Annotated in this window: 10 protein-coding genes; 4 read left to right on the top strand and 6 right to left on the bottom strand. The window is 69.1% G+C overall.

The genetic code is table 11. The features are described from left to right. Positions 1-40: 40 nt before the first annotated feature. From ACFQ91_RS13180 to ACFQ91_RS13170, 3 genes are all read right to left on the bottom strand, one after another. Positions 41-478, bottom strand: a complete 438-nt coding sequence (locus ACFQ91_RS13180) for a MarR family winged helix-turn-helix transcriptional regulator (protein WP_198500489.1) — start codon at positions 476-478, stop codon at positions 41-43. Continuing rightward, positions 475-900: a hypothetical protein gene (locus ACFQ91_RS13175; RefSeq protein WP_198500490.1), complete on the bottom strand. Its 426-nt coding sequence runs from the start codon at positions 898-900 to the stop codon at positions 475-477. The genes ACFQ91_RS13180 and ACFQ91_RS13175 overlap by 4 nt, the downstream gene beginning before the upstream one ends. A gap of 117 nt (positions 901-1,017) precedes the next feature. Next, entirely contained in the window at positions 1,018-2,019 is a 1,002-nt protein-coding gene (locus ACFQ91_RS13170) for a formylglycine-generating enzyme family protein (protein WP_376872449.1), read from the bottom strand. 164 nt (positions 2,020-2,183) lie between these two features. On the opposite strand from ACFQ91_RS13170, the gene betC reads away from it, so the two are divergent. The 3 genes from betC (at position 2,184) to ACFQ91_RS13155 (ending at position 6,701) form a co-directional block, all read left to right on the top strand. Then, positions 2,184-3,815, top strand: a complete 1,632-nt coding sequence (betC, locus tag ACFQ91_RS13165) for a choline-sulfatase (RefSeq protein ID WP_198500492.1) — start codon at positions 2,184-2,186, stop codon at positions 3,813-3,815. Between the two features lie 136 nt (positions 3,816-3,951). Beyond that, positions 3,952-5,352, top strand: coding sequence for a TIGR01777 family oxidoreductase (locus tag ACFQ91_RS13160; protein WP_198500493.1), 1,401 nt, complete (start codon positions 3,952-3,954; stop codon positions 5,350-5,352). A 53-nt stretch (positions 5,353-5,405) separates the two neighbouring features. Beyond that, positions 5,406-6,701: a hypothetical protein gene (locus ACFQ91_RS13155; protein WP_198500494.1), complete on the top strand. Its 1,296-nt coding sequence runs from the start codon at positions 5,406-5,408 to the stop codon at positions 6,699-6,701. Between the two features lie 162 nt (positions 6,702-6,863). On the opposite strand, the gene purL is transcribed toward ACFQ91_RS13155, so the two are convergent. Beyond that, on the bottom strand, positions 6,864-9,230 hold the full coding sequence (gene purL, locus ACFQ91_RS13150; RefSeq protein ID WP_376872454.1) for a phosphoribosylformylglycinamidine synthase subunit PurL: 2,367 nt from the start codon (positions 9,228-9,230) through the stop codon (positions 6,864-6,866). A 235-nt stretch (positions 9,231-9,465) separates the two neighbouring features. On the opposite strand from purL, the gene ACFQ91_RS13145 reads away from it, so the two are divergent. Continuing rightward, the gene (locus ACFQ91_RS13145; RefSeq protein ID WP_198500496.1) at positions 9,466-10,377 is read left to right on the top strand and encodes a rhodanese-related sulfurtransferase; all 912 of its coding nucleotides are present in this window, start codon (positions 9,466-9,468) and stop codon (positions 10,375-10,377) included. A 150-nt stretch (positions 10,378-10,527) separates the two neighbouring features. Here the strand turns inward: ACFQ91_RS13145 and ACFQ91_RS13140 are convergent, their stop codons facing one another. Further along, positions 10,528-11,529 carry an epimerase gene (locus ACFQ91_RS13140; RefSeq protein WP_198500497.1) on the bottom strand — a complete coding sequence of 334 codons (1,002 nt, stop codon included), beginning with the start codon at positions 11,527-11,529 and terminating at the stop codon, positions 10,528-10,530. A gap of 129 nt (positions 11,530-11,658) precedes the next feature. Further along, positions 11,659-11,877, bottom strand: a 219-nt coding sequence (locus ACFQ91_RS13135; RefSeq protein WP_376904157.1) for a hypothetical protein, incomplete at its 5' end; no start/stop codon positions are given.

The following is an 11,877-nucleotide window of genomic DNA, read 5'->3' as shown; positions in this document are numbered from 1 at the left end:
CAACGAGGGCGCCCTGACCGCTGCGATCTCCTCCGCAGCGTCAGAGCCCGAGGCGGTCCGCCGCGGCGACGATCTCGCCGAGGTCGGCGATGAAGCCTGCCCGGCGGTCATCGGGCCACTGAGCGGTGAGACGAGCGAGGATCTCATCCTGCCAGGCGAGCGCCTCGGCGAGCCTCGACTCCCCAGCGGGCGTGAGGACCGAGGTGCGCCGTCGCCCGTCGGCGGAGGAGACTGCGGTGCGCACGACACCTGCCTCGGTCGCCGTTCTCAGCAGGCGCGAAGCTCCGGACTGATCGATTCCGAGGTGCGATGCCACCGCGTTGACCGTGGCATCGGCACCGCGCGACGTCAGGGCATCGACCGCCTCGGCGACGAGGGCGAGTCGGCCCTGCGCCGCCGTGGCGGTCTCATGGCCGGGCAGCTGGCCGAAGCGACGGACGAACGCGAACAGCGCCCGACCGGGATGGTCGGCGCTCATGCGAGCGGGTCGGCGGTGTGGTCGGTGGCCGCCATCTCCCGGCAGATGAAGGCAAGGTCGAGGGCAGACCGGAGACTCGGCTGACGGAGCGCCGCGGTGACGACGGTGCCCCGTGCGGCATCGCTGATGCGGAAGACGGTGGCCACCCGGGTCGGAGTCGGGTTCTGCGGCCACGTCGCCTCCTGCTCGACGACCATGAGGCGTTCGCTGATCGGGTGCCATGATCGCGGGGTCATCCGGATGCCGGAGCGGTCCACCCAATCGGCGAACTCCGCCGGAGTGATCGGGCCAGCGCCCTTGGGGCCGAGGACGACGATGGGGTCTCCGACGGCTCGGACGCAGCGGGCGCGGTCACCCGAGTTCACCGCCGCGTGCCATTCGCTGATCGCGGCCTCGATGGCCGGCGTGTGCTGTGAGGTCATGCGGGCAATTATATGCACGGCGCATAGGAATTGTCGTCAGCGTCAAAGCCGCAGACGTCGACCACCGGCGCCGAGCCGGGGGTCGCCGGGTCCCTCCGCCCGCACCGGGCAGATCGTTCAGAGAGTGAGGGCGAGTCGGAACCCCGTGTGCGCGAGTGACGTGTCGGGGGTGACCGCGGTGCGCGCCGAGGTGCGGTACCGGCGGCAGTAGGAGGCGTGGCACAGGTGGGAGCCGCCGCGCAGGACGGCGCGGTCGTCGTGGGGTGCGAAGACTCCGCTCGTCCACTCCCAGACATTGCCGGTCATGTTGTGCAGCCCGAAGCCGTTGGGTGCGAAGGCATCGGCGGCGACGGTGCCGACCGGTTCGGTGGGACCGTCGGGGAAGGTGCCGACGAAGGTCTTCATCTGCGGGACGCCGCCCGGTTCGCGGACCGACCCCCACGGGTAGGGCTGCTGGTCGAGTCCGCCGCGGGCGGCGTACTCCCATTCGGCCTCGGTCGGCAGGCGGGCGCCGACCCAGGCGGCGTAGGCCTCGGCGTCACGTCTCGTCACATGCGTGACGGGATGGTCGGGGAGTGCGACGATGGGCCCATGACCCTCCACTCGTCCGACCGCGGCTGCTCCGCCGGTGCGCCCAGCGACACCGGACTGAGCGACACTGGACTGAGGGGCACCGGGACCTGCCGGGTGCAGCCATGTGGCGCCCGCGACCTGACGCCACCACGGGGTCGCGGCCACGGCCGGGGACTGCGCAGGGACCGCCTCGGCGAGATGACCGGTGAAGACGAGCGAATCGCCGTGGACCTCCGCCTCCGTGCGGTGCCCGGTGGCGAGGACGAACGCGGCGAAGGAGGCGACGGTGACCGTGGTCGCCGCGATCGCGAACGGGTCGACGGCGACCGCACGCACGGGACCCTCACCGTCGGCGGGGTAGGCGAGGGCGTCCTCGCTGCCCATGCGGAACGTGCCGCCGGGCAGTCCGATGAGGCGCAGGTCCTTCGGTGCGGAGGCGGCGAGACCCGCGATGAGCCCCGCGTCGTCGATGAGCCCCGCGCGTTCGGTCGCATTCCGGCCCGGCACAGCCACCTCGGCGGGGGTTTCTTCTGCGCGAACGCCCACCTCGGGTGGGGTCTGCCGCGGCGCACCGGCAGCGGACGGCGATGTTCGCGACGGACCGCAGCATGAGCTCATCACGCACCCCTTTCACTCAGGCTTCACCGCCACCTTAGATCCGGCGCGCCCGCGGACGGTCGCGCCCTGACACACAAGGACGTGACCCCAGTATGCAACCGCCCAACATCGTCGTCATCCAGGCCGACCAGATGGCGGCCGACGCCCTCGGCGCCTACGGCAGCGATGCCGCCCGCACCCCCAACATCGACGCGCTCGCCGCCGCCGGCGCCGTCTTCGACCGCGCCTACTGCGCGACCCCGCTCTGCGCGCCGTCCCGGGCGGCGATGATGACCGGGCGCCTGCCCTCGGAGATCGACTGCCTCGACAACGGCGACGACTTCGCCGCCTCGGTGCCGACGTTCGCCCACTGGCTCCGCAAGCTCGGCTACCACACCGCGCTCATCGGCCGGATGCACTTCATCGGCCCCGACCAGCACCACGGCTTCGAGGAGCGGCTGACGACCGACGTCTACCCGGCCGACCTCGACATGGTCCCCGACTGGACCCGGCCGCTGGCGGAGCGGCTCCAGTGGTACCACTCCGCCGATCCCGTGTTCACCGCCGGTGCGGCCACGGCGAACGTCCAGCAGGACTTCGACGACGAGGTGCTCTTCCGCACCCTGCGCCACCTCAGCGATCGGAAGCGGGCGAACCAGGCGGCGGGGGAGGACCGCCCGTTCCTCATGGTCACCTCGTTCATCCACCCGCACGACCCGTACGAGCCGCCCCGGGAGCACTGGGACCGCTTCGCCGAGGCGGCCATCCCCGACCCGGCCCACCCCGCCGTCCCCGACGCGGCCGCCGATCCGCACACCCACCGGCTGCGGACGATGTGCGGATTCGACGATAGGGAGCCGACGCTCGAGGAGGTCCGACGGGCCCGGCGCGCGTACTTCGCCGCGGTGAGCTATGTCGACGACCACATCGGACGGATCACGACTCGGTTGGCGGAGCTGGGCCTGGCCGAGAACACCGTGGTCATCGTCGTCAGCGATCACGGGGACATGCTCGGGGAGAAGGGGCTGTGGTACAAGATGTCCCCATACGAGCAGTCCGCCCGCGTCCCGCTCATCATCTCCGGACCCGCCGAAGTGGTCGCCCCCGGACGGTACACGACGCCGGTCTCGCTCATCGACCTCGCCCCGACGCTGCTCGAGATCGCACGCACCGGGGCGCTCGCCGGCGACCCGGCGGGGCGGGACCCCGGCGGCGAAGGGGCCGCGCAGTCCGCGGACGCCGACGACGTCGCGGCCGTGCCGCGGGTGCGGGTGAGCGACGTCGACGAGGGGCTGAGCGGGGTCTCCCTCCTCGAGACGGCGCGCCGGGAGACGGCGGGGGAGTCAGGGCCTGCGGAACGCGACATCGTCATCGAGTACTTCGCCGAAGGCACCCGCCGACCGCAGGTGACGATCGTCCGCGGACCGCTCAAGCTCACCGTGTGCCCCGGCGACCCCGACCTGCTCTTCGACCTCGATGCCGACCCCGACGAACTCGACAGCCGTGCCGCCGATCCCGCCTACGCGGGCGTCCACGCGCAGCTGCGGGCGGAGATCGCCGCGCGCTATGACCTCAGCCAGGTCGAAGATCGCGTGCTCGGTTCCCAGCGGAGCCGGCAGCTCGTGGCCGATGCGCTGCGGATCGGTCGGGTCCGGCACTGGGACTTCGACCCGGTGGTCGAGACCGGGTACGTGCGCGGTGACTTCTGGTCGGCGTTCCGCTACGGGAAGATCCCCGCCGAATGAGGCAGGGATGCGGCCGGTGACGGCACTGCCGCGGCGGTGAGGTCGCCGGCCGCTTCCCATTCACTCACCATTCCGCGCGTTGTGGATCGCACTTTGAGCTTGGGGTGGCATCATCGGAAGGAACAGGAGGGAAGCCATGACCAAGTTCGAGTGGACCTCGGAAGTCCCGCTCGCCGCCGAGACCACATACGACTGGCACGCACGACCCGGAGCGCTGACCCGCGTCTCACCGCACTGGGCGCAGGAGATCGTCGAGGAGGGCTATCCGCCGCTCGCGCCCGGGTCGGTCGCCCAGATCAAGGCGAGCCTGCCCGGCAGCTATGGACTCGTGCGGCGCCCGTTCACCGCGGTGCACTCCGAGGGGCCCTCGCGCTTCTCCTTCGTCGACGAGCTCATGAAGGGTCCGCTGAGCCAGTGGAAGCACACCCACGAGTTCACCTCGGAGGCCGGCGGTTCGCAGATCTCCGACACCATCGAGTTCTCGATGACGCCTCAGGGGTTCGAGACCATCGACCGCGCGATGAGCCACTATCTGCAGGCGACGTTCGAGGCCCGCCAGCGCAGGCTCCTCATGGACTTCGCGTTCCTCGAGCGGATGAACGCGCCGCTGCTGCGGTCGAGCACGCCCAAGCACATCCTCATCGGCGGCGGCAGCGGGCTCGTCGGTCGGCAGGTCGCCGCGCTGTTCTCGACCGCCGGCCACTTCGTCCGCCTCCTCGTCCGGCGGACCCCGAAGTTCGAGTACGAAGTGCACTGGGATCCCGAGCTCGGGATCATCAACCCCCGCGACCTCGCGTGGGCCGATGCCGTCGTCCACCTCGGCGGGAAGTCGATCGCGACCCGGTTCACGAAGAAGGCCAAGGAGGAGATCCGCTCCTCCCGCCTCGATTCGACGATGCTGCTCGCGGAGACGATGAAGGCGCTGCCGGAGGCGAAGCGGCCGGAGGTGTTCGTCTGTGCCTCGGCCGTCGGGGCCTACGGCGCCGAGGCGCAGCGCCCGGTCGATGAGTCCGCGCCCTTCGGTGAGGGGTTCCTCGCCGAGCTGTGCGGGGACTGGGAGGCTGCGGCGGCGAGCGTCGAGGAGGCGGGCATCCGCTGGGTCTCGATCCGGTCGGGCATCGCGCTGACCACCCTCGGCGGGTTCCTCAGGGTGCAGGCGCCGCTCTATCTCGCCGGTGCCGGGGGGCGGCTGGGCAGCGGTGATCAGGGGCTGGCATGGGTCTCGCTCGATGACCTTGCCCGGTCCTACGTCCATGCGGCGCTGACCGACTATGTGCGGGGCCCGGTCAACGCAGTGGCCCCGCACCTGGTCACGCAGAAGGAGTTCGCCGAGGCGCTCGCCGCCCACCTGCACCGCCCCGCGGTGATCCCGACGCCGGGATTCGTCACCGAACTCGTCCTCGGACGCGACGGCGCCAGGGAGCTTGCGCTCGCCGACCAGAAGGTCATGCCGACGAAGCTCGAGGAGACCGGGTATCAGTTCGCGCAGCCCACGCTCACCGACTGCCTCGACGAGGAGCTCGGCACCGGGGCCTAGAGTTTTCCGGTGATCTGCCGCCCCGGAACCCCATGTGCGCATAGAGTGGCGGCATGAGTGAGCAGTGGCCCGGCCCGATGCCGCCCGAGAACCGCGGTCAGCCGTATGTGCGCAATGTCGGAGTTCCCGGTCACGTGCCGGAGCATCAACCCGGAACAGGTCCCGGTGACCAATGGTCTCAGGGAGGGCAGCGCCCGGCAGCGGCGTCGGCCGCCGTCGACCCCGGATGGCGCGCGCGGATCGTGTTCTGGGTGTCGATCCTCATCGACGGACTGCCGGCGATCATCATGCTGCCGTTCCTCTATTCGACGTCGATCGCCGACGGGCTCCCGGATCTCGCCGCGCTCTATTCTGTGGTGGTGCTCATCGCCGGCATCATCGCCTGCCTCGTCGGGGTTCTCGCTTTCCTCCTCGTGCGCAACACGAGTTGGGTGCGACGGATGATCGGCGGCGGCATCTATCTCGTCGCCGTCATCCTCGGCATGACGGTGCCGCCGGTGCTGTCGCGGCTGATCACGGAGTACGTCTATCGGATGAACATGGACTACTCGCTGTTCTCGTTCGTCTTCGCCGCCTTCTCGATGGTCGTGACCGCCGCTCTGCTCATCGCCTGGAACATCGTCCGCAACCGAGCATGGTGGGTCCACCTCGTCGCTGTGGGTCTCGCTGTCGTCTCCGCCGTCGTCGTCGCGGTCGTCCAGTACGTCATCACTCTCCAGGCACCGGCCTTCGGTGTCATTGCAGTCGTCCCGCAGGTGCTCGCGCTTCTCCTGCTCTTCGCCGCGCTCGGTCTGCTCCACGTCTGCGGTCGCCTGCGCGGCGGGTCGGTGCCCGTCGTCGCTCAGCCGGCCCTCGGAGAGCGTCGACGGCAGCAGCCGGGACCGGCGGCGGGCGGTCAGTATTCGGGAGCGCAGTTCGCGGGAACGCAGTATCCGGGAGCGCAGAGCTGGGGTGACCAGTTCTCGGGCGGACAGCACCCAGGAGCCCCGAACTACGGCGGACAGCATTCGAGTGGCCCGTACCCGGGCGCCCCCAACCAAGGCGCCCAGTATCCGTATGCCCCCGACCAGAACGCTCAGTATTCGGGCGCACCGAATCACGGCGGGCAACACTCGGGAGCAGCCTATCCGGACGCGCAGCGCCCCTGTGCCCAGAATCCATTCGCCCAGCACCCAGGTACAGGGCAGTCGAGCGAGCAGGCGGCGGGTGCGCACGATGCCCACGGCTCCCCGCAGACGTCCGACCCGAACTCAGTAGGTCAGCCGTACGGTTACGGCCAGCGCGATTCCAACCAGCGCTACGACGGCCAGCACGGAGCCGGCGACCCGCCGCGTCGCCCGCGGCACTGAACAGCAGTCGCCGCCGAGCCAGGAAAGGTCCCAGACAGACACGAAGGAGCCGCGTGGATGACCACGCGGCTCCTTCGCTGCTCAGCGCAGAGGCCGAACCCTGCTCAGCGCATTGGGCTGGCCGCTGCTTAGCCCAGCGGGCCGAACCCTGCCGATCTCACCTCAGCCGAAGTGCTCCGGCAGGGTCTTCTCGTGAGCGTCGCGGAGTTCGTTGAGGCCGATCGAGAAGTGATCGACGAGCTCGAGCTGCGGCTCACCGTCGCCCGTGTCGGTCATGCCGATGCGGATGAACGGGAAGCCGCGGGCGGTGCACATGTCCTTGAACCGGACCTCCTCCGACCGCGGCACGGCGACGATCGCCCGTGCCGTCGACTCGGAGAACAGGGCGGTGAAGACGTCGATGCCGTCGCGTTCGCAGAGTTCGTCGAGCCAGATGCGCGCCCCGGTGTCGAACCGCAGGCTCGCCTCGACGAGCGCCTGGGACAGGCCGCCCTCTGAGAGGTCGTGGGCGGCATCGACCATGCCGTCGCGCGAGGAGTTGATGAGGATCTCACCGAGTTCGCGTTCGGCCTCCGGCTTGTACTGCGGGGGAACGCCGCCGAGGTGGCCGGCCGTGACATCGGCCCACGCCGAACCGTCGAGTTCGGCCTCCGTGGTGCCGAGCAGGTAGATCGTCTGGCCCGGCTCACTCCAGCCGCTCGGGGTGCGACGGGCGACGTCGTCGAAGACGCCGAGCACACCGACGACCGGGGTCGGGTGGATGGCCACGCCGCCGGTCTGGTTGTACAGCGACACGTTGCCGCCGGTCACGGGGATGCCCAGGTCCTGGCACGCCTCGGCGAGGCCTTCGACTGCGGCGGCGAACTGCCACATGATCTCCGGGTCCTCGGGCGAACCGAAGTTGAGGCAGTCGGTGACCGCGCGGGGGATGGCCCCTGCGGTGGCGACGTTGCGGTAGGCCTCGGCCAGCGCCAGCTGGGCGCCGCGGGCCGGGTCGAGGTAGCCGTAGCGGCCGTTGGCGTCCGTCGCGATGGCGACACCGAGGCCGGACTCCTCGTCGACGCGGATGACGCCGGCGTCGTCGGGGAAGGCCTGGGCGGTGTTGCCCTGGACGTAGCGGTCGTACTGGGTGGTGATCCACTCCTTCGACGCGAGGTTCGGCGCGGCCGCGAGCTCGAGCACGGTCGTCCGCAGCTCGTCATCGGTGGTGGGCGTGACCAGGCCGGCGGTCTCGACGGAGTTCGCGGCCACCTCGGCGGTCCAGGAGGGCTCGGTCATCGGACGGTTGTAGACGGGTCCGTCGTGGGCGACCGAGCGCGGGGGCACATCGACGATGACGTCGCCGTGCCATTCGATGATGAGGCGACCGGTGTCGGTGACCTCGCCGAGGACGGAGGTCTCGACATCCCACTTCTCGACGATCTTCATGAAGTCGTCGAGGCGGTCGGGCCGGACGACGGCCATCATCCGCTCCTGCGACTCGGACATGAGGATCTCTTCGGGGGTGAGGGTGTCATCGCGCAGGAGCACGTCGTCGAGGGCGATGTGCATGCCGCCGTCACCGTTCGAGGCGAGCTCGGAGGTCGCGCAGCTGATGCCCGCGGCGCCGAGGTCCTGGATGCCCTCGACGACGCCGGCGCGGAAGAGCTCGAGGCAGCATTCGATGAGGACCTTCTCCGCGAAGGGGTCGCCCACCTGGACGGCGGGCCGCTTCGAGGGCTTCGTGTCGTCGAACGATTCGGAGGCGAGGATCGAGGCTCCGCCGATGCCGTCGCCGCCGGTGCGGGCGCCGAAGAGGACGACCTTGTTGCCCTTGCCGGAGGCGTTGGCCAGGCGGATGTCCTCATGCCGGAGAACGCCGACGGCCAGGGCATTGACCAGGGGATTGCCCTGGTAGACGGAGTCGAAGACGGTCTCGCCGCCGATGTTGGGCAGGCCGAGGGAGTTGCCGTACTGGCTGATGCCGGCGACGACGCCGTGGACGACGCGGGAGGTGTCGGGGTGGTCGATCGCACCGAAGCGCAGCTGATCCATCACGGCCACGGGGCGGGCGCCCATCGAGATGATGTCGCGGACGATGCCGCCGACGCCGGTGGCCGCGCCCTGGTGGGGTTCGACGTAGCTCGGGTGGTTGTGCGACTCGACCTTGAAGGTCACCGCCCAGCCGTCGCCGATGTCGACGACGCCGGCGTTCTCGCCGATGCCCACGAGCAGGTGCTTCTTCATGTCGTCGGTGACGTAGTCACCGAACTTCGACAGGTGGACCTTCGAGGACTTGTACGAGCAGTGCTCGGACCACATGACGGAGTACATCGCCAATTCCGCCGAGGTGGGGCGACGGCCGAGGATCTCCCTGATCCGGGCGTATTCGTCGGCTTTGAGGCCGAGTTCGGCGAACGGCTGGTCGACGTCGGGGTTCGCGGTGGCGAACTCGACCGTCTCCTTGACCTTCTTCGAGGTCTGATCGACCTCCTGGGCATCGTCCGCGCGAGCAGACTCGGAATTCGCGGAGATGAGGTTTTCAGACATGTCCTCTGGGTGGCCCTTTCGTACGACACGGAGCTCAGCGTCCATCTTATCCGGGCCGAGTTCGTCCCGCGCGCCCGCCCGGGGGAGGGGCCGCCTCGGCGAGGGCGTCGACGCATGCTTCCGTGACGCTGTCACGGTGCGCCACCTCGGCGAAGACGGTCGCGGTGAGCTTCGCCAGCAGGGTGACGACCTCCGCTGTGGCAGGGAAACCGGGCCGCGAAATAGAATGGGGGTCATGGCCACTCCCAAAATCGTGCTCTTCTATGTCTTCACGCCGCTGCCCGACCCCGAGGCCGTCCGGCTCTGGCAGCACACCCTCGCCGAGAGCCTCGGTCTCAAGGGACGCGTGATCATCTCGGAGCACGGGATCAACGCGACGCTCGGCGGTGACATCGGCGAGGTCAAGGCCTATGTGCGGGCGACGAAGTCGTACGAGCCGTTCCGGGGAGCCGACATCAAATGGTCGAACGGGCAGGGCGATGACTTCCCGCGGCTGAGCGTCAAGGTCCGCCCCGAACTCGTGACGTTCGGCACCGACGACGAGATCACGGTGACCGCCGACGGCGTCCAGGGCGGGGGAACCCACCTCAAACCCGGCGCTCTGCACAAGCTCATGGACGAGCGCGGCGACGAGGTCGTCTTCTTCGACGGACGCAACGCGATGGAGGCGCAGATCGGGAAGTTCCGGGACGCGATCGTGCCCGACACGGAGACGACGCGCGACTTCATCGCCGAGATCGAATCCGGCAAGTACGACGACCTCAAGGACAAGCCCGTCGTCACCTACTGCACCGGCGGCATCCGCTGCGAGGTGCTGTCCGTGCTCATGAGGAACCGCGGGTTCAACGAGGTCTACCAGCTCGATGGCGGCATCGTCCGCTACGGCGAGACGTTCGGCAACTCGGGGTACTGGGACGGTTCGCTCTACGTCTTCGACAAGCGCATGCACGTCGAGTTCGGTGCCGGCGCCGAATCGATCGGCCGCTGCGTCGCATGTGGGGAGTCGACTCCGGAGTTCGTCAACTGCGCCGATCTCGCCTGCCGCAAGCTGTATCTGCGATGTGCGGAGTGCACCGCGGCCGGTCGTCAGCCCCGCTGCACCGAGTGCGTGGCAGCGCCCTACCCCGCCGAGGCGGCCGCCGGCTGACCGCGGGCGTGCCCCACGGGCCGAGACGAGCGCTTTGAGTCGATAGCCGCAGGCCCGCGAGATGGGTCGTGGTGACCAGCGGTCCTCCTCAGCGAACCGTCGGAATGGGAAGCGCGTCCCTGAGCCGAGCGCTATCGCCTCACCCCGTCATCAGCGCAGCAGACTCTTCACTGCGGCCCCGACGTCGGTCCAGCGGAAGTCGAAGCCGGCGGCTTCGAGCTTCTCGGGCAGCACCCACCGGCTCTTGAGGACGAGTTCGGACTCCTGCTGGAGGACGAGCATTCCGGATTCGAGCAGCCACCGCGGCGCGGGAATCCCGATCGGCATCCGCACGGCTCGCCGCAGCGCTGCCATGAGTGCCGTGTTGTCCGAGACGCCGGGGCTCGCGAGGTTGATCGGACCCGAGAGCTCCGGGTGCGCATCGATGAACCGGATGGCGGCGATGAGGTCCTCGATGTGAATCCAACTGAAGCGCTGATGACCATGGGTCGGCTCGTGTCCCCGCCAAACCGTCGGTCCCGACGGGGTCGGGCCGATTCCCCGGTAGCGCCGATGCCCGAACCAGCGGCCCTCGAGCTGAGGTCCGCCAGCACCGAAGCGGGCGGCCGTCGCGAGCATGGTCAGCGCCGCGCCGTCACCGAGGACGATCGCCATCCGCGCGGCCACGCGCCGAGTGCGCGGCAGATCGCCGCGGAAGAGCTCAGCCTCCCAGCCGGTCGCGACGTCGACGGAGAAGCCCGCCCCGATCTCGCCGGTCGATTCGGTCTGCGGGCGATCGGTGGCGTGCCGGTAGATCGTCGCCGTGCTCGCGTTGATCCACAGTCGCGGCGGCGCCGAGGCGGCGGTGACTGCGTTGTGGAGTGCTCGGGTCGTGAGGATGCGGGAGTTCCAGATCTCGTTCCGGTTGTGGTCGTTGTACCGACATCCGACGCTGCGGCCGGCGAGGTTGATGAGCAGATCGGCTCCATCGACCGCTGCGGCGATGCCAGCAGGGTCCTCCCATGTGGTGTCCGCTGACGCACCGCGCCTGATCGTGCGCACCCGGTAACCCCATTCCTCAAGCGGACCGAGGAGCGAGCGGCCGACGAACCCAGATGCGCCGGCGATGACCGCGATGGGAGGGTGGGCCAGTGGTTCCGCAGGATCGATCATTAGGCCACCGTATCCCGCGTGTTTACAGCGGTGACGGTTGTCACAGGCCGAATCCGGGCCAACGAGTTGCGGGCAGCCTCTGCAGTGGTCTAGAGTTATATCTCGTTCGCCTCACCGGGAACACCACGATCAAAGGGTGTCCCCACCGGGTGTGACCAGCACAAACAGTGGTTTGATGCGGTGGATCACAACACGGTTGAGAGTGTGAGTGCGGGCAGCCTGTGGATGCCCCCGGTTGATCACGCGGAAAACATTTCGTGTGATGGTTGGGTGTGTGTTTGTGGTTTGAGAATCCAATAGCGTGTTTGTTTGAACAATGTGATGCCAGAAAATTTTTTCTGGTAAGAC

Origin of the sequence: Brevibacterium sp. NPDC056726, assembly GCF_042790515.1 — a bacterium.
In the GTDB taxonomy this organism is placed as follows: Bacteria; Actinomycetota; Actinomycetes; order Actinomycetales; family Brevibacteriaceae; genus Brevibacterium; species Brevibacterium sanguinis.
The sequence above is the reverse complement of the archived record's forward strand: the minus strand, read 5'-3'. Positions and strand labels throughout refer to the sequence as shown.